A 20,152-nucleotide genomic window follows, 5' to 3' on the forward strand; every position below is an offset into this window, starting at 1 on the left:
ATTTTCGAACGCTTTGAAGCCCGTCGCCAAGAGGATTTGAACCTCCGACCCCTCGCTTAGGAGGCGAGTGCTCTATCCAGCTGAGCTATGACGACACATGCCGCAAACCCTTGATTTTACTGGGTTTCTTGGATTTTTCCCTTCGGCCATATATAAGATTATCAACTCTTTTTCGAGTTGTCAATCTACAGATTTTTTCGATTTGGTAACATTAGAACGTTCCCCAATTTGGGGAATGCTTTGTTGTCACCATTAGCATTTTTCAGAATAGATTCGAACTGAAAGTTGTTTTTCATTTTTTCCCTTTGGGGAATGCCTCGGCTTTCTCTTAGGAGTTCCCTGTGGCGGTTAGTATGCAGTAGTTCGATTATCCTGTAAGGGACGTTTAACGCCCCAAAAAGCGGAAAAGGGGCTTGCACAACGACTCTGTTAATAAACTCTAATATTCAATTATATCCTTTAGAGTGTTAGCAGGCTGTTAGCAAACCAACTACTTTTTCGGGAATTACTGACAATTCGTTACATTCGTATTTTAAATCATTTATCACAAAGAAACAAGATACCCGTTAGGTTAAATTAGTTTACCAAAGGCGTTCAATAAATGAGCGTCTTTTTTCATACCCAAAATCGAAAGGAGAAAGAGAAAATATGAATAAGCTAGTAAAGCGATTGCTGACAGGAACGCTTGCTTTTGCAACCATTCTCACGGCATTACCAGTGACGGCGGTTCATGCTTCCGGCAATCAATACTGGACAGAATCAGCAGAACGTGTCGGCTACATTGAACACGTTATGAATGATGGTTCTATCAAATCTACATTCAATGAGGGACACATGAAAGTTGAGGGCGAAACTGCCTACTGCGTGGATATCAACACCAGTTTTAAGAATGGATATAAAACACGTTCTGACGCAAGCTCCCGTATGAGTAGCGATCAGATTGCGGACGTTGCTCTTTCCTTAGAGTACGTCAAGCAATATACCGCTTCTCATACGAACTTGAATTACAAACAGGGATACTTGCTGGAACAGTGTGTTGTCTGGCAGAGGTTGAGTGAACAGCTCGGCTGGCAGTGCGATAACGTCAGAGCTTCCTATAATGAAATCTCACAGGCAGTACAGAATGAAGTTTACGCTGGTGCGAAAGCATTTGTGAAAGCAAATAAGGGACGCTATGAATGTGGCGGTTACATCTACACTGGCGAAGGACAGGACATCGGACAGTTCTGGGCGAAGTTAAATGTGGGAAATGCAAAGGTCAAAAAGACTTCTTCCAATCCCACGGTCACAAATGGCAATGCCAACTATTCCTTTGAGGGTGCGACATTTGGTGTCTATTCTGATAAGGGCTGTAACAGCCAGCTTGCTACACTTACTGCCGATGGAAATGGCGATACCAAAGAAGTTGAGGTAAAAGCCGGAACAGTTTACATCAAAGAGCTTTCTGCTCCAAAGGGTTACAAGCTGGATTCTACTGTCCATGCCTTAAATGTGGAAGCTGGAAAAACAGCGACATTGACTGTTGCTGACACTCCAAAGGTCACAGAAACTTTGATTGATTTATTTAAAATCGACATGGAAACAGGAAAATCCACTCCACAGGGAAATGCTTCTTTAGAGGGTGCAGAGTTCACATGGAGCTATTATGACGGATACTACAATGCAGATAATCTACCTGCAAAAGCTACCCGTACATGGACAACTAAAACCGTTGCAGAAAAAGACAGTGACGGAACTATCCATTATGTATCTAGACTTGCCGACAGCTACAAAGTATCCGGCGACAGCTTCTATACACAGGACGGTAAAAATGTACTGCCACTTGGTACATTCACTGTCACAGAAACAAAAGCACCAAACGGCTACTTATTAGATGGTGCATATATGCAGGCTGACGGAAGTTCTGAACAGATTAAGGGGACGTACCTTACACAGATTTCCAAAGATGGCGAACTTGCCATACTCTCTGGAAGCAACCAGTATTCCGTATCCGACAAGGTTATCCGTGGCGGTGTGAAAATCCAGAAACGTGACCTTGAAACAAAGGATACCAAAGCACAGGGAAGTGCTACCTTACAGTACACAGAATTTAATATCATTTCCTTAAATGACAGTCCTGTACTGGTTGAGGGAAAATTATACAGCAAGAATGAAACTGTCAAGAAAATTCAGACAGGAATTGACGGAATCGCTTCTACTTCTGCTGACTTACTCCCTTACGGAAATTACAGATTAGAAGAAAGCAAAGCACCAGAGGGTTACTTGACAGACGGTGCAAAAACAATCGACTTTTCTATCACGGAAGATGGAAAAATCGTGGACTTGACCGACAAATCTCACTCTGTCTACAACCAGATTAAACGTGGCGATATTGAGGGTGTAAAAATCGGTGCAGGTACACACAAACGACTTGCAGGTGTTCCATTCAGAATCACAAGCAAGACAACGGGAGAATCCCATATTGTAGTTACTGACAAAAACGGTCAGTTCTCTACTGCTTCAAGCTGGGCTTCCCACAAGGTCAATACCAATGCCGGAAAATCCAGTGAGGACGGTGTATGGTTTGGTACATCTGAACCAGACGACAGCAAAGGTGCATTACTTTATGATACCTATGTGATTGAGGAATTAAAGTGTGATTCCAACGCCGGATTTAAGCTGATTCCAGCTTTTGAGGTGGTCGTATCCAGAAATAAAGTGACCGTAAATTTAGGGACACTGACCGATGAATATGAAAAAGAAATCACAATCCATACCACAGCTACCGACAAGAAAACTGGCGAAAAAATGATTGTTGCCGGAAAAGACATCAAGATCGTGGACAAGGTCACACTTGATGGATTGGAAACAGGCAGAAAATATAAACTTTCCGGCTGGCAAATGTTAAAGGAAGAAAACGCCGAACTTCTGATTGACGGGAAACGTGTAGACAATGATTACACATTCACTGCTGACAGCGAAAAAATGACGGTTGAGATTACTTACAGTTTTGATGGTTCAGCTCTTGGCGGTCAGAACCTTGTTACCTTTGAGGAATTGTATGATATGAGCAATCCGAAAGAGCCTGTCAAGGTTGCTGAACATAAGGACATCAACGATGATGGACAGACGGTTCTTATCACAGAACGTATCATCAAAATCCATACTACCGCTACGGACAAGAACGGCAAGAAAGAAATCGAAGCCGGAAAAGATGTAACGATTGTGGATAAAGTCACATTAGATGGTCTGGAAGTTGGAACAAAATACAAACTTTCCGGCTGGCAGATGTTAAAAGAGGAAAATGTAGAACTTCTGATTGATGGAAAGAAAGTATCCAATGATTATGAGTTTACAGCCGACAGTGAAAAAATGACGGTTGAGATTGCATTTACCTTTGATGGTTCTTCTCTTGGTGGAAAGAGCCTTGTTACATTTGAGGAATTATACGATATGACCAATCCAGACGAACCAAAGAAAGTGACAGAACATAAGGACATCACAGACGATGGACAGACTGTGACAATCAAGGAAGTACCGGAAGTCCCAGACACACCAAAGGATACTGACACGCCGGATACACCATCTACGGTTAAGACAAGTGACAGCCCAAAAACAGGCGACAATACCAATATCTATGCTTACCTTGCCATGCTCGGTCTTTCCTGCGTAGGGCTTGGCGGTATGCTTTACTTCAAACGCCGTAGAAAGAAATCATAAGGCGGTAAGGTAGCGGTTGGTAGAGCGTTCAAGGTCGCCACCCTTTTTGCAACTTCACGCTCCCGTGAAGCTCTGATTTACGGGGGCGTGAAGTCTACTAGGGGCGTGGGGAGTGTAGCTCCCCACAAAGTACAGCAGGAAAGAACTTATATATAGAAAGAAAAGAGGTCAATTATCATGGAATTAAGATTTGTCGTACCAAATATGGAAAAGACATTCGGAAACTTGGAGTTTGCCGGAGAAAATACTACGGAACAGCAGAGAATCAACGGGCGTATGGCTGTCATTACCAGAAGCTACAACCTGTATTCTGATGTGCAGAGAGCTGATGATGTAGTTGTGACGCTTCCTGCCAAAGCTGGCGAAAAACATTTCTCGCCGGAGCAGAAAGTAAAACTTATCAACCCACGTATTACTACCGATGGTTATAAAATCGGGGAACGTGGATTTGTCAATTACATCTTACTTGCAGACGATATGTTACCAGCAGAAAGTAAATAAGGGGGTATTCAGATTATGAGATTAGCAAATGGAATCGTTATTGATAAAGAAAAGACTTTCGGAGTGTTGAAGTTCTCCGCATTACGCCGTGAGGTTCATGTACAGAATGAAGATGGAACGGTCAGTGAGGAAATCAAGGAACGTACCTATGATTTAAAATGCAACACACAGGGACGCATGATACAGGTGTCCGTTCCGGCGACTGTTCCGTTAAAGGACTATGACTACAACGCCGAAGTGGAACTTATCAATCCTGTTGCAGATACGGTAGCCAATGCAAATTACCGTGGTGCAGATGTGGACTGGTATGTAAAAGCAGACGATATTGTTTTGAAGAACAAAGGCACTCATGCCGGAAATCTACAGAACAATGCTCCACAGCAACCACCGAAGAAATAAGAGGTGTTAGCGTATGATGTGGAAAAAGAAAGGTAACAGGATTCGTGCCAGTGACAAATCACTGGTCTATCATTTCTGTATTGGCTGGCTGTTGCGCCTGTTTGTTGCGGTATTCTTGCTACTGAACCTGCGACAGCCTCTTGTTACAGACTGGAAAGAATTTAACCTGCTCCATGCCGGAATTACTTGGACTGCCTACAACTCCATTACGGTTCTGATAGCGACTGGTATTTGTGTATTGGTCACTTTTCTCTACTACCGTTACGGATATGACCGTATCAAGCGGTTGTTTCACAGGCAAAAACTGGCTCGCATGGTGCTGGAAAATAAATGGTATGAAGCGGAAAACACTAAAGACAGCGGTTTTTTCACTGACCTGCAAAGCAGATCAAGAGAAAAAATCGTGTGGTTTCCAAAAATCTACTACCAGATGGACAATGGTTTGTTGCATATTCTATGTGAAATCACAATGGGAAAATATCAAGAACAGCTCCTGTCCTTAGAGGATAAACTGGAATCGGGGCTGTACTGTGAGCTGACCGACAAGACACTTCATGACGGCTATATCGAATACACCCTGCTCTATGATATGATAGCGAACCGTATTTCGATTAATGAAGTGATTGCCGAAAAAGGCGGTCTACGGTTAATGAAAAATCTGGTGTGGGAATATGATTCACTTCCCCATGCCCTTATCTGTGGTGGTACTGGCGGTGGAAAGACCTATTTTCTGCTGACCATCATTGAAGCCCTGCTTAGAACCAATGCAGATTTATACATTCTTGACCCGAAGAACGCTGACCTTGCAGACTTGGGAACAGTCATGAGAAACGTCTACCACACGAAAGACGATATGATTGACTGCGTCAATACCTTTTATGAGGGCATGGTCACACGCTCGGAAGAAATGAAACTGCACCCGAACTACCGCACAGGAGAAAACTACGCCTATCTGGGGCTTGCTCCACAGTTCCTTATCTTTGATGAATATGTGGCGTTCTTGGAAATGCTCACGACAAAGGAAAGCACCGCCCTGTTAAGCCAGCTAAAGAAAATTGTCATGCTCGGCAGACAGGCTGGATACTTTCTGATTGTGGCTTGCCAGCGTCCAGACGCAAAGTATTTCGGGGACGGTATCAGAGATAACTTCAACTTCCGTGTGGGGCTTGGTCGCATGAGTGAACTTGGCTACGGTATGCTCTTTGGAAGTGATGTGAAAAAGCAGTTTTTCCAGAAGCGAATTAAAGGGCGTGGATATTGTGATGTGGGAACAAGCGTCATATCAGAATTTTACACTCCCCTCGTACCTAAAGGCTATGATTTCTTAGGTACGATTGGGGAACTTGCAGAAAGGAGAACAGAAAAAAAGGCTCTGGAACAATCCGAAGCCTTACTTTAATTTCAAGATGTCATTAGGTGTGCAGTCCAGATATTCACACAACTTTGCTAAGATGGAGAAGTCGATTCTGGTTACTTTATTTTTGCAGTAGTTGTTGAGCTGTGTCCTCTGTAAATTACAGGCTTCACAGACTTTGTTTTTACTGATATTCTTTTCTTTGAGAAGATTTTCTAAATCCATGTACACTGTCATTTTTGTTTACCTCGTTCTTTTAATCAAATTATAAATATAGCTGTATTGAAAAATAAGCTGTTTTGCTCTACACTTGTACTGTAATACAGGTGTACGGAGGAAATTAAAATGATAAGAAAACGGACAGTAATTATAGCAATCACTATACTTCTGCTCTTGGCAGGAAGCCTGTCTTACCTGCAATGGGGACGGCAGATGGACGTATCTTCTTCGTCCGGCTCTGGCTCTGATAACCATTATGAGCTACGGGTGTCGGTCATACTCAACACTCTGGTCGTGACCAATCAACAGAAATGTGTGGAACAAATATTTGAAAAATGCAGGGACAATTCTTTTCACAGTGTCCGTTTCAGTTATGATATTCAGATTCCCCACGCACTTTCTGTTACGGTCTACAAGAACCAGAAAGACGCTGAATCCGGCAACTCGGCATTTAGCTTTTCCTATCAGCAGGAGAACCAGATAGACGGCTCATACAATATTGTGGACAATCCAGAAAAATTTACTCTGGAAATGGAATGATTGCACACATAAGGCAGGACGGACAGGTGGCGTGCGAAGCGAAAGCCACAGGTACGGACTAGCCTTGCTGGTGTGGCGGTAGCCACGCCAGCATATATCAAGCCCCTCGGTATCTAACAGAGGGGCACAAATCACAAGGAAACATACACAAAAGTTACCGATTCTTGGCTGAAATCAAGCGTTTGGTAGCTTTTTTTACTGCTGTGACATCGGATATAAAATGTCACAGTTTTTTCGTAAAGGGGGTATCGCACTGAATGATACAGAGTGGATACAGGATTTTGCAGACAGACGTTTGCAGTACGGTGTATCCCAGACGAAACTTGCGGTCATGGCTGGAATCAGCCGTGAACATTTAAGCCGTATCGAATCCGGCAAGGTGGCGGTCACAGAAGAAATGAAAGTGAAACTTTTGGAAGCTCTGGAAAAATTCAATCCAGAAGCACCGCTTACCATGCTGTTTGATTATGTGAGGATACGGTTTCCGACACTGGATATTGGACATATCATCAAAGATATTTTACAGCTCAATATTCAGTACATGATACATGAGGACTTCGGGCATTACAGTTATACAGAACACTACTACATCGGAGATATTTTCGTATATACTTCTCCCGATGAAGAAAAAGGTGTCCTACTGGAACTGAAAGGAAAAGGCTGTCGCCAGTTTGAAAGTTATCTGCTGGCACAGGAACGGAGCTGGTATGATTTCCTTATGGACGCTCTGGTGGACGGTGGTGTGATGAAACGCCTTGACCTTGCCATCAATGACCATACGGGAATGTTAGATATTCCAGAACTGACCGAAAAATGCCGGAATGAGGAATGTGTATCGGTGTTCCGTTCCTTTAAGTCCTATGCTTCCGGCGAACTGGTCAAGCATGAGGAACAGGACAAGGCTGGTATGGGGTATACGCTTTATATCGGTTCACTGAAAAGTGAGGTGTACTTCTGTGTCTATGAAAAAAGCTATGAGCAGTACATCAAACTTGGGATTCCCATTGAGGAAGCACCGATAAAAAACAGATTTGAAATACGGTTAAAAAATGAACGTGCTTATTATGCTGTCCGTGACCTGTTGACTTACTATGACGCTGAACGGACGGCATTTTCTATTATCAACCGTTATGTACGCTTTGTGGATAAGGAAGCAGACAAGAAACGGAGCGACTGGAAATTATCTGTCCGCTGGGCGTGGTTCATCGGGGAAAACAGAGAGCCGTTAAAGCTCACGACCAAACCCGAACCCTACACACTGGACAGAACCCTACGCTGGATTCAACGGCAGGTTGACCCTACACTCAAAATGCTGGAAACAATCACAGCGAAAACAGGGATTGATTATCTGAAAGAAATCCGTAAATCCACGAAACTGACAGAAAAGCATTACAAGATAATCGAACAACAGACCACATCTACCGAAGATGTGATTTTAGAAAAGGAGAATTGAAAAATGCAACGATTATTATTTGACTTCCTGTTCTTCTCTTTCGGGGGAACAGTTGGCGTGATTGCCATGTGTATTTTACAGGCTGGCAGACAGTCTGACCGAAAAATGATGGAACTGAAAGGAGAAAAGAAAGCATGAATTTTGGACAGAACCTTTATAACTGGTTTTTAAGCAACGCACAGAGCCTTGTGCTGATGGCGATTGTTGTTATCGGAATCTACTTGGGATTCAAGCGTGAGTTTTCCAAACTTATCGGATTTTTGGTAGTTGCCTTAGTCGCCGTTGGTCTTGTATTCAATGCGTCCGGCGTAAAAGACGTATTGTTACAGTTATTTAATAAGATTATTGGAGCGTAAAATTAAGAATCCCACATTTTGAACACAAACTTGTGGTAATATACTAATATCATTAAAATGTTTAAAGGAGATTCTTATTATGGTTAGATACAGTATTGAAATCGGACAGCAAGAACAAGATATTTTAAAAGAAATCGTTTTAGCCAGTGATAAAAATGTAAAGAAACGTAAATTTGCAACAGGGTTATCGTCTATGATGGCTGTCATAATGTTAATATACACGATTCTTTGCTTTATGAATAGTCGTATTGGCTATGGTATTATTGGATTATTATTTTCAGTTTTCTTTATCTGGATTATCATAAACGGAGCTAACACATTTCAGAAAAAAGTAATAAATATTGTTCATTCAAAGATGGATAATAAACTGACTTCGGGAAAACGTGAATATTGTTTTGATACCGATGGAGTTGCAGTTAGTTCTGATATTGGTAACGGGACTAATCATTGGAACGCCTTTAAATGTTGGGGGATTTTCAGAAATTACATATATATCAGAACAATAAAAAATGAAATGGTTCTTGTTAATCAAAATGATTTGTCTGAAAATGATGTAAAAGAGTTAAAATCCCTTTTGAGTCAGAATTTAAAAGAAGAAACGCTTTAATATTGTTTTAGAGTTAAGCAGTCTTTCAGTTATGATCGACTGCTTTTTTCATACTCAAAATTAGAAGAAAGGACTGAATTACGATGGAAGAATGTAGCGTATTGATTGAAACGACCAAATCAGCAGAGGATAAAACCTCTCGCTGGTTTGATTTACCCATTGATTATGAGCTGTTCCGTGACCTGCTCGGCGTGGAAGCTGACAGCAAAGACTATCAAATCACAGATATGAAGCTCCCCTTTGCTGGCGATATTGTAAGGACAACTTCTGTCAGACGCTTAAACAAGCTATACTTTGCTTACACGGATTTATCGCCAGAAGTTCAGCAGGCATACAAAGACTTGATTTCTTATTTTGGCGGTGTTGAGGATTTGTTGCAGGAATCCGAAGAATTTTTGTTTTATCCAGAGTGTCACAACATCATGGACGTTGCCCGTTACCGCTTGGAGCATAACATTGAATTTTCTGCTCTTTCCGAAAAAGGAAAGAAATATTTTAATCTGGAAGCCTACGCCCATGAACTGGAAGAAAAAGGACGTTATGCTCTCTGCAACAACGGTATGTTCAAACTTTGACAGATGGTATTGCTTATGGCAGAAATGAAAGTATTTGTTATCAATCTTGATGAACAGGAAAAAGATACAGGCTGTGCGTGGTTTACACTTCCCTGCAACATAGAAGCATTAAAACAATCCATTGGTTTACCGCCGGACAGTGACCGTTATCTTATCAGTGATTATGATTTTCCTTTTGAAATCCTGCAAGATACAGACCTCGACTTGCTAAATAATGTCTGCCTTGCAATTTCAGAGAGTGAAATCCCACACGAAGATATACCTGCAATTCAAAGAGAATGGTTTTCAAACCTGCAAGAGCTGAAAGCCGGACTTTGCAATATTACATACCATCGGAACTGTTCAGATATGGAAGAAACATCAGAACATTTCCTGTGTGTGCATGGCAGATTTTATGAATACAATGAGTGAAAGGAAGTGACCGTTTATGATTGATGATATGCAAGTCTATATAGCCAATCTTGGCAAGTACAATGAGGGAGAACTGGTCGGGGACTGGTTCTCTTTTCCGTTGGACGAAGAAGTGATTGCAGAACGTATCGGCTTAAATGCAGAGTACGAAGAATACGCAATCCATGATACGGACAACTTCCCGATGGAGATTAGCGAATACATTTCCATCGAAGAACTGAACCGTATCTATGAGCAGTTGGAAGAATTACCGGATTACCTGCTGGACGACTTGGACAGTTTTATATCCTGCTATGGAAGTCTGGAAGAACTGGTGGAACATAAGGACGACATCATTCTGTATTCCGGCTGTGAAACGATGACCGATTTAGCCTACTATCTGATTGATGAAGAACAGATACTCGGAGAAATCCCGTCCTCTTTACAGAACTATATCGACTATGAAGCCTACGGGCGTGACCTCGATATAGAGGGGACATTTATTGCAACAAACGCTGGTATCTGTGAGGTACTGCGTTAAGGGCTGGCAGATCAGCACCGCCACTGGTGCTACTGTCAGCTTTTCTCTTGGGGGCAGTCTGGAAAATCCGGCTGTCCCTGTTGTTAGGAAAATGAAGAAAGGAGCATTTACAAGTGAAGAAAATCCGAAGTTATACAAGTATCTGGAACGTGGAAAAGGTACTGTATGCCATCAATGATGTAAACCTGCCATTCCCTGTGACCTTTACCCAGATTACATGGTTCGTGCTGACGGAATTTATCATCATTCTGTTTGCAGATGTACCGCCACTTTCCATGATTGAGGGTGCGTTTTTGAAATATTTCGGGATTCCCGTTGCCCTTACATGGTTTATGTCACAGAAAACCTTTGACGGGAAAAAGCCATACAGTTACATCAAGACGATGGTTCTGTATGCCCTGCGTCCCAAAGTGACTTATGCCGGAAAAGCCGTGAACCTGCATAAGCAGAAATTTGAGGAAACTATCACGGCAGTAAGGAGTGTGACCTATGTTCCCGATTAAATATATCGACAATAACCTTGTCTGGAATAAGGACAATGAGGTGTTCGCCTACTATGAGCTGATACCTTACAATTATTCGTTCTTATCCCCAGAACAGAAATACCTTGTGCATGACAGCTTCCGTCAGCTTATCGCACAGTCCCGTGAGGGAAAAATTCATGCGTTACAGATTGCAACGGAAAGTTCAATCCGAAGCATACAGGAACAGTCAAAGAAGCTGGTAACTGGAAAGCTCCGTGAGGTAGCAATCCAAAAGATAGACGACCAGACCGAAGCCCTTGTATCCATGATAGGCGACAATCAAGTTGATTACCGTTTCTTTCTGGGATTCAAGCTCATGGTCACAGAGGACGAAGTCAATCTGAAGAACATCAAAAAAATGGTATTTCTGACATTCCGTGAGTTTTTGAATGAGGTAAGGCACACGCTGATGAACGACTTTGTTTCCATGAGCAATGATGAAATCAACCGTTATGCGAAGATGGAAAAACTGCTGGAAAACAAAATCTCCCGTAGATTCAAAATCCGCCGACTGGAAGCCAAAGACTTTGCGTATCTGATGGAACACCTCTACGGCAGGGACGGGATAGCCTATGAAGATTATGTGTATCCTCTGCCAAAAAGAAAATTAAAAAGGGAAACACTGATTAAGTATTATGACCTTATCCGTCCTACCCGTTGTGTGGTGGAAGAAAGCCAGCGATATTTGCGTCTGGAACATGAGGACAGTGAAAGTTATGTGTCCTACTTTACGGTCAATGCGATTGTCGGAGAACTGGACTTCCCATCATCGGAAATCTTTTATTTCCAGCAACAGCAGTTCACATTCCCTGTGGATACTTCCATGAATGTTGAGATTGTGGGAAATAAGAAAGCATTAACCACTGTCCGCAACAAGAAAAAGGAATTAAAGGACTTGGATAATCACGCCTATCAAGCCGGAAATGAAACAAGTTCAAATGTGGTGGAAGCCTTAGACAGTGTCGATGAACTGGAAACAGATTTAGACCAGAGCAAGGAAAGTATGTACAAGTTAAGTTACGTCATACGGGTGTCTGCACCCGATCTTGACGAACTGAAACGCCGTTGTGATGAAGTCAAGGACTTTTACGATGATTTGAATGTGAAGCTGGTTCGCCCTGCCGGAGATATGATGGGACTGCATGGAGAGTTTCTTCCAGCCAGCAAACGTTATATCAATGATTATATCCAGTATGTGAAATCCGACTTTTTAGCCGGACTTGGTTTTGGTGCTACCCAGATGTTGGGAGAAAATACAGGAATCTATATCGGGTATTCCGTGGATACAGGAAGAAATGTCTACCTGCAACCGTCCCTTGCCAGTCAAGGGGTAAAAGGTACGGTCACAAATGCGTTGGCTTCTGCTTTTGTAGGTTCGCTTGGCGGTGGAAAATCATTCTGTAATAACCTGCTGGTGTATTATTCCGTTCTGTTCGGTGGACAGGCAGTTATCCTAGACCCGAAAAGTGAGCGTGGAAACTGGAAAGAAACACTGCCGGAGATTGCAGAGGAAATCAACATTGTAAACATTACCAGTGATTCCAGCAATCAAGGGCTGTTAGACCCGTATGTGATTATGAAAGATGTCAAGGACGCTGAAAGTCTTGCCATTGATATTCTGACGTTCCTTACAGGTATCAGCAGTCGTGATGGCGAAAAGTTTCCTGTCCTTAGAAAAGCTGTCCGCACGGTATCCCAGAATCAGAACCACGGGCTGTTGCAGGTCATTGAGGAACTGCGGAAAGAGGATACCGCCGTATCCCGTAACATTGCAGACCATATCGAAAGTTTTACTGACTATGATTTTGCACAGCTCCTGTTCTCGGACGGTTCGGTGGAAAATGCAATCAGTCTGGATAACCAGCTCAACATCATACAGGTTGCAGATTTGGTTCTGCCGGATAAGGATACTACCTTTGAGGAATACACGACCATTGAACTGTTGTCGGTATCCATCTTAATTGTTATCAGTACCTTTGCCCTTGACTTTATTCACAGTGACCGAAGCATTTTTAAAATCGTGGATTTGGACGAAGCATGGGCGTTCTTAAATGTGGCACAGGGCGAAACACTCTCAAATAAACTGGTGCGTGCTGGTAGAGCCATGAACGCCGGAGTCTATTTCGTGACACAATCCTCTGGGGACGTATCGAAAGAAAGTCTGAAAAATAACATCGGCTTAAAGTTTGCGTTCCGCTCCACAGATACCAATGAAATCAAGCAGACCTTAGAGTTTTTCGGGCTGGACAGTGAGGACGAAAATAACCAGAAACGGTTGAGGGATTTGGAGAACGGACAATGTTTAATGCAGGATTTATACGGGCGTGTCGGTGTGGTACAGATACACCCTGTCTTTGTAGAACTGCTCCATGCCTTTGATACCAGACCGCCGATAAAAAGTGAGGTGGATTTGGAATGATGAAATCTATCACAAGAGAAAAGGTATTCCATGTACTGAAACTGGTACTGCTTGCCGTGACCGTTACGCTGGTACTGCTGTCCCTGCTTGGGACGGTAGCTCATGCGTCTGGACTGGTCGATGATACGGTCAATGCAGACAACCTGTATTCAAAGTATCCGCTTTCCAACTATCAGCTTGATTTCTATGTGGACAATAGCTGGTCTTGGCTACCGTGGAACTGGCTGGACGGCATTGGAAAATCGGTGCAGTACGGGCTTTACTGTATCACAAATTTTGTCTGGACAATCAGCATGTATCTTAGCAATGCCACAGGATATGTGGTGCAACAGGCGTATAAGCTGGACTTCATCAATGACATGGCAGACAGTATTGGGAAAAGTATCCAGACACTTGCCGGAGTGACCGAACATGGATTTTCCAGCAGTGGATTCTATGTGGGATTCCTGCTCATTATCATTCTGATTGTAGGTGTTTACACCGCCTATACAGGGCTTCTCAAACGGGAAACAAGCAAAGCACTTCACGCTGTTATCAACTTTGTGGTGGTGTTCATTGTGTCTGCGTCCTTTATTGCTTATGCTCCCAATTATATCCAGAAAATCAATGATTTCAGTTCGGACATCAGCACCGCTTCTCTGGACTTGGGAACAAAAATCATGCTCCCCGATTCACAAAGCAAAGGCAAGGACAGCGTAGACCTTATCCGTGACAGCCTTTTTGCGATACAGGTAGAAAAACCGTGGCTGTTGTTGCAGTTCGGGAACAGCGATACCGAAGAAATCGGGACTGACCGTGTAGAAGCTCTGGTATCTGCCAGCCCGTCCGATGAAGATGGGGAAACAAGGGAAAATATTGTGAAAACAGAGATTGAGGATAACGACAATGACAACCTTACCATTCCACAGGTCGTCAACCGTCTTGGCATGGTGTTCTTCCTGCTCATTTTCAATCTCGGTATCACAATCTTTATCTTCCTGCTTACCGGCATGATGTTATTTTCCCAGATACTATTTATCATATATGCCATGTTTTTACCTGTCAGTTTTTTACTGTCCATGATACCGACCTATGAGAACATGGCGAAACAGGCAGTTGTCCGTGTTTTCAATGCCATTATGACAAGAGCTGGAATCACGCTGATTGTGACTGTGGCATTTTCGATTTCCAGTATGTTCTACAACATTTCCACAGATTATCCGTTCTTCATGGTGGCGTTTTTGCAGATAATCTGTTTTGCCGGAATCTACATGAAGCTCGGAGAACTAATGAGTATGTTCAGCCTTAATGCCAATGACAGCCAGCAGATAGGTCGCCGGATATTCCGTAGACCGATGGTGTTCATGCGACACAGGGCAAGACGTATGGAACGCCGACTTGCAAGGGCTGTGGGTACAGGAAGTATGGTCGGAGCTGGTGCTGGTGCAGTCGCTGGTTCTGCTTATAATCACTCTCGTTCTACACATAAAAATACGCCAGCCAGACCACAAAGGAATAATGAGGTTTCCATGGGAAGCCGTGTTGGTTCTGCGGTAGGTGCTGTAATGGATACGAAAAATAAAGTCCGTGACAGTGCTTCTTCTCTGAAAGAAAATGTGAAAGACTTACCGACACAGGCTGGTTATGCTATCTATTCTGCCAAACAGAAAGCAAAGGATAATGTATCGGACTTTAAGCGTGGCGTTGTGGAAGAACGGGAAAACCGACAGGAACAGCGTACACAGAAACACAACCTGCACAGGGAAAATATCTCACAGAAAAAGCAGGAATTACAGAAAGCACAGGAAGCAAGGCAGACAGTTCATGCGAATGGATCAGCGACAGCCGGAGCTACCAGAAGCCATGAACGCCCTGTTGCCACAACTATTCCAAAATCTGCACAGACTGATACAGTTACGAAGCCGGATATGAAACGTCCTGCTACTTCTCCTGTGATAAAAAATGCAGAAATCAAGGCTGGAAAAGAAACCGTCCGAACCAATATCAGACAGGAACAACAGGTCAAATCGGTTACCAGAGCGAACCAGCCAAACGTAGCAGAATCCATCGGCAATCATAAGAAATCTACGGTACAGAAAACACAGGTCAATCAAAAACAGAATCGTAAAACTGTTACGAAGCAACCAGAGAAAGGACGGAAGAAATGAGATTAAAGCGTATCCTTATCATAGGTACGATATTTCCTGTCCTTTTCTCCATCGTCCTCTTTTTCGGGATACTGATTTCCGGCGAAGATGACAACAGTTCCAACAGTTATTCAACTGTCTACTCTGGCATGAACCTGTCAGCCGATGTCCTCAAACATCAGCCGATGGTAGAAAAATACGCCAGAGAAAACGGTATCACGGAGTATGTGAACGTCCTGCTTGCCATCATACAGGTGGAAAGTGGCGGTACGGCTATCGATGTCATGCAGTCCAGTGAAAGTCTGGGACTACCGCCAAACTCATTAAGTACAGAAGAATCCATTAAGCAGGGGTGTAAATATTTTGCGTCTCTGCTTTCTTCCTGTAAAGCCAAAGGTATGAATGACATTAACGTGGTCATTCAATCTTACAACTATGGTGGTGGCTATGCAGACTATGTGGCGAAGAACGGGAAAAAGCACAGCTTCAATCTTGCAGAGAATTTCGCAAAGAATAAATCCGGCGGTACAAAAGTGACCTATACGAACCCGATAGCAGTCAGTAAAAATGGTGGCTGGCGTTATAACTACGGGAATATGTTTTATGTGGAGCTGGTCAACCAATATCTGACCGTGAAGCAGTTCAGTAACGAAACGGTACAGGCGGTTATGAATGAAGCGTTGAAGTATCAAGGCTGGAAATATGTCTATGGTGGCAGTAACCCGAACACCTCTTTTGACTGTTCTGGTCTTACCCAGTGGTGCTACGGAAAAGCCGGAATCAGCCTGCCACGAACCGCACAGGCACAGTATGACGCAACCCAGCATATCCCATTGTCACAGGCACAGGCTGGCGATTTGGTCTTTTTCCATTCCACCTACAATACCAGTGACTATGTTACCCATGTAGGAATCTATGTCGGAAACAATCAGATGTATCATGCCGGAAATCCAATCGGCTATACCGATTTGACCTCTGCCTACTGGCAACAGCACATCATTTGTGCCGGAAGAATCAAACAATAGAAAGGACTTGAAATATGTTTAAGAAGAAAGAAAAAACAGAGAAAGCACCTAAGAATAAGAAAGTGCGTACCATGAAAGTCGGGACACATAAGAAATCTGTCCTGCTGTTGTGGGCGGTGCTTCTGGCAAGCACCAGCTTTGGTGTGTATAAGAACTTTACCGCCATTGACACCCACACGGTACATGAAAAAGAAATCATTCAGTTAAGATTGAACGATACCAACGGTATTGAAAATTTCGTCAAGAACTTTGCGAAAGCCTACTACTCATGGGATACCAGCAAGGAAGCCATTGAAGCAAGGACAACAGAAATCAGTAAATACATTACCAAAGAATTACAGGACTTGAACGCCGATACTATTAGAACGGACATACCAACCAGTGCTACTGTTACAAATGTGCTGGTCTGGAATGTAGAACAGTCTGGAACGGACGATTTTACCGTTGCCTACGAAGTAGATCAGCAGGTAAAAGAGGGCGAACAGACACAGGCAGTCATAGAAAACTATACCGTGACCGTTCATGTGGATAAGGACGGTGCAATGGTCATTACCCAGAATCCTACCCTTGCTCCGGCAGTGCAGAAATCAAAGTATGAACCGAAAGCACAGGAAACAGATGTCAGTGTCAGCTCCGACACAGTCAAGGACGCTACTGCTTTCTTGGAAACATTCTTTAAGCTGTACCCGACAGCCACAGAAAAAGAACTTGCCTACTATGTCAAAGACGGTGTGCTTGCTCCTGTATCCGGCGACTATGTATTTTCGGAACTGGTAAACCCTGTCTTTACCAAAGATGGCGATAACATCAAGGTCAGTGTGTCCGTAAAGTATCTGGATAACAAGTCGAAAATGACGCAAATCTCACAGTATGAGCTTGTGCTTCATAAGGACGATAACTGGAAGATTGTAGGATAAATATTACAGCAGAATAGTATGGTAATTTGTTGTTTTATCTATACTATTCTGCATTTTGTTATGGTATAGTATGAATTAAGAAATATACAAATCGGAAGTTTTAAAGGAGGAATACCATGGGATTATTTGGTAAAAGCAAAAAAGAACGAGAAACAGAATACATGAGCAGATTAGATGTTCCATCGTGTTTAAAAGAAGATTTTGAATTGATTATTGATGATATATTTACAATTATGGGAGTTGGAACAGTTGCCACAGGAAACATATTAACAGGGATGTGCAGAGAAGGGGAAAATGCATGTATTTATAAAGCAAATGGAGATATCTTAGAAACCAGAATTACTACTGTCGATGTACATACAAAAGAACGAAAAGCAAATGGTTGTGGATATAAAACAGAGCATGTTGGACTTGGGTTACGAGGAATTTCCAAGGAACAATTAGAAAAGGGTGATAAAGTACTTGTAAAGAATGCCAATATGTATGGAATGTAATTACAAATTTCAGTTTGGAGAATTGAGAAAATCGGAAGTTTACAGTGAGGTGAAAGAGGTTGAATTATGTAGAATATGGAAAAGAAAACAGCGATGTAATTATCCTCTTACACGGAGGCGGTTTATCATGGTGGAATTACAAAGAGGTTGCTGAAAGACTTCAAACAGATTATCATGTGGTTTTGCCTATATTAGATGGTCATGCAGGATGTGATAAGCAGTTTACAACGATAGAGAATAATGCTTTGGATATTATAGAATTTGTAAATAGCAAATTGGGCGGTTCTGTTTTAATGATGGGAGGACTATCGCTTGGAGGGCAGATTTTGCTTGAAATTTTATCTCAACGCAAAGATATATGTAAGTATGCAATAGTGGAAAGTGTACTTGTGATACCTTCAAAATTTACATATTCTATGATTAAACCGGCGTTTGGAAGTTGCTATGGCTTAATAAAGTATAAGTGGTTTTCAAAATTGCAATTCAAATCACTACGAATAAAGTCGAATTTGTTTGATGAATATTACAAAGATACTTGTGCTATTAGAAAGAGTGATATGATTGCCTTTTTACAGGAAAACTCAGTATATTCACTAAAAGATGGCATTGGAGAGTGTGAAGCAACCGTTCAAATTTATGTTGGAGAAAAAGAAAAGCAATCAATGAAAAAATCTGCTAAAATCATTCATGAAAAATTGCAGGATAGTTTTATACAAGTTCTTCCTAATATGTATCATGGAGAGTTTTCAATAAACCACGCAGATGATTATGTGAGAAAACTATTAGAAATAGTAAAGCGAAGGTAACTTTCAGTCTTCAGCAGAGACTGAAAGCAACAGAAGATTTGAATTGACCGAGCTCTTTGAGCGAGGGATACTTCTTGTCCGAAGGGCAAGAAAGTGGAACTGAGAAGAATTAAAACAATTTGAAGTTGTGAACTTAGAATTAGAGGTGTTGAAAATGAAAATAATAATTATATTTATTGATTTACTGATGGCAACTGTTCTCTTTTTTGTTGGAAGATTTTTTATCAAATCAAGGAATACAGAAAGAAGTGTGCTGTTTTTATCAGGAGATTATACTGGATTAAACACAGAGAAAATATGCAGAGTTACTGGAAAACGGATTAAGACATGGGCAATGCTCTTTTGTCTTGGCGGTATAATTGATTTTATCAAGCTGGGCGCAGGAATAATAATAGTTTCCGTTTTTTTTATTATCTTACTTGTATTTCATTTGGTTGATATGACTATAAATCGAGACAAGTACCGGGTATAAATTCAAGTTTGGAGAATTGAGAAAATCGGAAGTTGTGAATTTGCAAAGGAGGACTATGTATGCGTATATGGAAAGCAATATTCAGCGTATTAACTATTATTTTTGGCTCACTGGGACTGATAAACATAGTTTCTACTGATATAACACTGCCGATTATGTTTGTCTTTATGGGATTAACTATGTTGACAAATGCAAAGGAGTGTTATGATAAAGGTGCGAAGAAAGATGCCATGATATTTGCAGGCATAGCGATTTTTGTCTATGTAGTCACAGCATATAATCTGATAAGCAGATTTATGTAACTTCCAGTTGTGCGCCCAGCTAAGGGTGTGTAGTCAAGCCGGTGGGATTCCGGTTTATCCAAGGTTTAGCCAACCAGATAATAGCGAGTCTTGGGATGATGCCGGTAACGGCATCTGACAAGCGTAGACAGCAAGAAAGCAGGGTTGAATAGTGATTGAGCTTCGAAACGTTAACTTCAGTCGGTCGACGTCTTAACTGGTGCGGAAGACAATATCATGTAATGCGATATGGCGAGTGTTATGTGGCACTGCGGAGTCAGAGAACCAATCATGTTTTACATTGTGAATACACATCAACTGGGGAGAACCTGCCATTTCTCGAAGAAGAGTATGAAATTGCAACTGAAAACGGAGTATTTCAAATGAATGGTAGGTGGTCGGACAATCCCATAGTACTGTAGAAATCGGGCAATGCCGATGGAGGGAAGGGGAT

The 20,152-nt window shown here is 42.2% G+C and carries 22 protein-coding genes and 1 tRNA gene; 21 read left to right on the top strand and 2 right to left on the bottom strand.

What is annotated here, in order from left to right:
* Nucleotides 1-21: 21 nt before the first annotated feature.
* A tRNA-Arg gene (locus tag AB5170_RS08435) sits at nucleotides 22-95 on the bottom strand.
* A 553-nt stretch (nucleotides 96-648) separates the two neighbouring features.
* Between AB5170_RS08435 and AB5170_RS08440 the strand changes: the two genes are divergently transcribed.
* The 4 genes from AB5170_RS08440 to AB5170_RS08455 all read left to right on the top strand — a co-directional run bounded on the left by AB5170_RS08440 (nucleotide 649) and on the right by AB5170_RS08455 (nucleotide 5,998).
* Nucleotides 649-3,699, top strand: a complete 3,051-nt coding sequence (locus tag AB5170_RS08440; protein ID WP_195413232.1) for a VaFE repeat-containing surface-anchored protein — start codon at nucleotides 649-651, stop codon at nucleotides 3,697-3,699.
* A 177-nt stretch (nucleotides 3,700-3,876) separates the two neighbouring features.
* Nucleotides 3,877-4,200 carry a YdcP family protein gene (locus AB5170_RS08445; protein WP_008704175.1) on the top strand — a complete coding sequence of 108 codons (324 nt, stop codon included), beginning with the start codon at nucleotides 3,877-3,879 and terminating at the stop codon, nucleotides 4,198-4,200.
* A gap of 15 nt (nucleotides 4,201-4,215) precedes the next feature.
* Complete coding sequence (locus AB5170_RS08450) at nucleotides 4,216-4,599, top strand: YdcP family protein (RefSeq protein WP_195368043.1); 384 nt, start codon at nucleotides 4,216-4,218, stop codon at nucleotides 4,597-4,599.
* A 16-nt stretch (nucleotides 4,600-4,615) separates the two neighbouring features.
* Nucleotides 4,616-5,998, top strand: coding sequence for an FtsK/SpoIIIE domain-containing protein (locus tag AB5170_RS08455; protein WP_330609755.1), 1,383 nt, complete (start codon nucleotides 4,616-4,618; stop codon nucleotides 5,996-5,998).
* Here AB5170_RS08455 and AB5170_RS08460 read toward each other — a convergent pair.
* Nucleotides 5,990-6,190 carry a helix-turn-helix transcriptional regulator gene (locus AB5170_RS08460; protein WP_005334884.1) on the bottom strand — a complete coding sequence of 67 codons (201 nt, stop codon included), beginning with the start codon at nucleotides 6,188-6,190 and terminating at the stop codon, nucleotides 5,990-5,992. The genes AB5170_RS08455 and AB5170_RS08460 overlap by 9 nt on opposite strands.
* 108 nt (nucleotides 6,191-6,298) lie before the next feature.
* Here AB5170_RS08460 and AB5170_RS08465 point away from each other — a divergent pair, with 108 nt between their 5' ends.
* From AB5170_RS08465 to AB5170_RS08545, 17 genes are all read left to right on the top strand, one after another.
* Nucleotides 6,299-6,712: a hypothetical protein gene (locus tag AB5170_RS08465; RefSeq protein ID WP_195413230.1), complete on the top strand. Its 414-nt coding sequence runs from the start codon at nucleotides 6,299-6,301 to the stop codon at nucleotides 6,710-6,712.
* A 247-nt stretch (nucleotides 6,713-6,959) separates the two neighbouring features.
* Nucleotides 6,960-8,165 carry a MobT family relaxase gene (mobT, locus tag AB5170_RS08470; protein ID WP_173774966.1) on the top strand — a complete coding sequence of 402 codons (1,206 nt, stop codon included), beginning with the start codon at nucleotides 6,960-6,962 and terminating at the stop codon, nucleotides 8,163-8,165.
* A 3-nt stretch (nucleotides 8,166-8,168) separates the two neighbouring features.
* Nucleotides 8,169-8,303, top strand: a complete 135-nt coding sequence (locus AB5170_RS08475) for a DUF3789 domain-containing protein (protein WP_081018984.1) — start codon at nucleotides 8,169-8,171, stop codon at nucleotides 8,301-8,303.
* On the top strand, nucleotides 8,300-8,521 hold the full coding sequence (locus AB5170_RS08480) for a hypothetical protein (RefSeq protein ID WP_004844214.1): 222 nt from the start codon (nucleotides 8,300-8,302) through the stop codon (nucleotides 8,519-8,521). The genes AB5170_RS08475 and AB5170_RS08480 overlap by 4 nt, the downstream gene beginning before the upstream one ends.
* A 79-nt stretch (nucleotides 8,522-8,600) precedes the next feature.
* Nucleotides 8,601-9,128, top strand: a complete 528-nt coding sequence (locus AB5170_RS08485) for a YcxB family protein (RefSeq protein ID WP_195488988.1) — start codon at nucleotides 8,601-8,603, stop codon at nucleotides 9,126-9,128.
* Between the two features lie 83 nt (nucleotides 9,129-9,211).
* Nucleotides 9,212-9,703, top strand: coding sequence for an antirestriction protein ArdA (locus AB5170_RS08490; protein ID WP_055214776.1), 492 nt, complete (start codon nucleotides 9,212-9,214; stop codon nucleotides 9,701-9,703).
* Nucleotides 9,704-9,718: 15 nt separating this feature from the next.
* Nucleotides 9,719-10,114 (top strand): hypothetical protein, encoded by a 396-nt coding sequence (locus AB5170_RS08495; RefSeq protein WP_195488989.1) that lies wholly within the window; start codon nucleotides 9,719-9,721, stop codon nucleotides 10,112-10,114.
* A 19-nt stretch (nucleotides 10,115-10,133) separates the two neighbouring features.
* A complete protein-coding gene (locus tag AB5170_RS08500; protein WP_199664582.1) occupies nucleotides 10,134-10,634 on the top strand; it encodes an antirestriction protein ArdA in 501 nt (166 codons plus the stop codon).
* A 113-nt stretch (nucleotides 10,635-10,747) separates the two neighbouring features.
* Nucleotides 10,748-11,137, top strand: coding sequence for a conjugal transfer protein (locus tag AB5170_RS08505; protein ID WP_005611098.1), 390 nt, complete (start codon nucleotides 10,748-10,750; stop codon nucleotides 11,135-11,137).
* Nucleotides 11,124-13,577: an ATP-binding protein gene (locus tag AB5170_RS08510; RefSeq protein WP_368361694.1), complete on the top strand. Its 2,454-nt coding sequence runs from the start codon at nucleotides 11,124-11,126 to the stop codon at nucleotides 13,575-13,577. Before AB5170_RS08505 ends, AB5170_RS08510 begins: the two co-directional genes overlap by 14 nt.
* Complete coding sequence (locus tag AB5170_RS08515; protein WP_368361695.1) at nucleotides 13,574-15,724, top strand: CD3337/EF1877 family mobilome membrane protein; 2,151 nt, start codon at nucleotides 13,574-13,576, stop codon at nucleotides 15,722-15,724. The genes AB5170_RS08510 and AB5170_RS08515 overlap by 4 nt, the downstream gene beginning before the upstream one ends.
* Nucleotides 15,721-16,728 (top strand): bifunctional lysozyme/C40 family peptidase, encoded by a 1,008-nt coding sequence (locus tag AB5170_RS08520; protein WP_347005489.1) that lies wholly within the window; start codon nucleotides 15,721-15,723, stop codon nucleotides 16,726-16,728. The genes AB5170_RS08515 and AB5170_RS08520 overlap by 4 nt, the downstream gene beginning before the upstream one ends.
* A gap of 14 nt (nucleotides 16,729-16,742) precedes the next feature.
* Nucleotides 16,743-17,645 (top strand): conjugal transfer protein, encoded by a 903-nt coding sequence (locus AB5170_RS08525; RefSeq protein ID WP_347005490.1) that lies wholly within the window; start codon nucleotides 16,743-16,745, stop codon nucleotides 17,643-17,645.
* A 116-nt stretch (nucleotides 17,646-17,761) separates the two neighbouring features.
* A complete protein-coding gene (locus AB5170_RS08530) occupies nucleotides 17,762-18,139 on the top strand; it encodes a hypothetical protein (RefSeq protein WP_008374225.1) in 378 nt (125 codons plus the stop codon).
* A 59-nt stretch (nucleotides 18,140-18,198) separates the two neighbouring features.
* Nucleotides 18,199-18,945 (top strand): alpha/beta hydrolase, encoded by a 747-nt coding sequence (locus AB5170_RS08535; protein ID WP_005342006.1) that lies wholly within the window; start codon nucleotides 18,199-18,201, stop codon nucleotides 18,943-18,945.
* 154 nt (nucleotides 18,946-19,099) lie between these two features.
* Entirely contained in the window at nucleotides 19,100-19,417 is a 318-nt protein-coding gene (locus AB5170_RS08540; RefSeq protein WP_005611085.1) for a hypothetical protein, read from the top strand.
* A gap of 59 nt (nucleotides 19,418-19,476) precedes the next feature.
* Nucleotides 19,477-19,719: a hypothetical protein gene (locus AB5170_RS08545; RefSeq protein WP_002596221.1), complete on the top strand. Its 243-nt coding sequence runs from the start codon at nucleotides 19,477-19,479 to the stop codon at nucleotides 19,717-19,719.
* The last annotated feature ends 433 nt before the right edge of the window (nucleotides 19,720-20,152 follow it).

The organism is Ruminococcus sp. RTP21484sp1_RTP21281st1_A8_RTP21281_210402 (assembly GCF_040914025.1).
Lineage (GTDB): Bacteria > Bacillota > Clostridia > Lachnospirales > Lachnospiraceae > Blautia_A > Blautia_A faecis.

Excerpts from the sequence above, each read along its gene's own strand:
- AB5170_RS08440 (WP_195413232.1), top strand. The coding sequence starts at position 649 with ATGAATAAGCTAGTAAAGCGATTGCTGACAGGAACGCTTGCTTTTGCA.
- AB5170_RS08445 (WP_008704175.1), top strand. The coding sequence starts at position 3,877 with ATGGAATTAAGATTTGTCGTACCAAATATGGAAAAGACATTCGGAAAC.
- AB5170_RS08450 (WP_195368043.1), top strand. The coding sequence starts at position 4,216 with ATGAGATTAGCAAATGGAATCGTTATTGATAAAGAAAAGACTTTCGGA.
- AB5170_RS08455 (WP_330609755.1), top strand. The coding sequence starts at position 4,616 with ATGTGGAAAAAGAAAGGTAACAGGATTCGTGCCAGTGACAAATCACTG.
- AB5170_RS08460 (WP_005334884.1), bottom strand. The coding sequence starts at position 6,190 with ATGACAGTGTACATGGATTTAGAAAATCTTCTCAAAGAAAAGAATATC.
- AB5170_RS08465 (WP_195413230.1), top strand. The coding sequence starts at position 6,299 with ATGATAAGAAAACGGACAGTAATTATAGCAATCACTATACTTCTGCTC.
- AB5170_RS08475 (WP_081018984.1), top strand. The coding sequence starts at position 8,169 with ATGCAACGATTATTATTTGACTTCCTGTTCTTCTCTTTCGGGGGAACA.
- AB5170_RS08480 (WP_004844214.1), top strand. The coding sequence starts at position 8,300 with ATGAATTTTGGACAGAACCTTTATAACTGGTTTTTAAGCAACGCACAG.
- AB5170_RS08485 (WP_195488988.1), top strand. The coding sequence starts at position 8,601 with ATGGTTAGATACAGTATTGAAATCGGACAGCAAGAACAAGATATTTTA.
- AB5170_RS08490 (WP_055214776.1), top strand. The coding sequence starts at position 9,212 with ATGGAAGAATGTAGCGTATTGATTGAAACGACCAAATCAGCAGAGGAT.
- AB5170_RS08495 (WP_195488989.1), top strand. The coding sequence starts at position 9,719 with ATGGCAGAAATGAAAGTATTTGTTATCAATCTTGATGAACAGGAAAAA.
- AB5170_RS08510 (WP_368361694.1), top strand. The coding sequence starts at position 11,124 with ATGTTCCCGATTAAATATATCGACAATAACCTTGTCTGGAATAAGGAC.
- AB5170_RS08515 (WP_368361695.1), top strand. The coding sequence starts at position 13,574 with ATGATGAAATCTATCACAAGAGAAAAGGTATTCCATGTACTGAAACTG.
- AB5170_RS08520 (WP_347005489.1), top strand. The coding sequence starts at position 15,721 with ATGAGATTAAAGCGTATCCTTATCATAGGTACGATATTTCCTGTCCTT.
- AB5170_RS08525 (WP_347005490.1), top strand. The coding sequence starts at position 16,743 with ATGTTTAAGAAGAAAGAAAAAACAGAGAAAGCACCTAAGAATAAGAAA.
- AB5170_RS08530 (WP_008374225.1), top strand. The coding sequence starts at position 17,762 with ATGGGATTATTTGGTAAAAGCAAAAAAGAACGAGAAACAGAATACATG.
- AB5170_RS08540 (WP_005611085.1), top strand. The coding sequence starts at position 19,100 with ATGAAAATAATAATTATATTTATTGATTTACTGATGGCAACTGTTCTC.
- AB5170_RS08545 (WP_002596221.1), top strand. The coding sequence starts at position 19,477 with ATGCGTATATGGAAAGCAATATTCAGCGTATTAACTATTATTTTTGGC.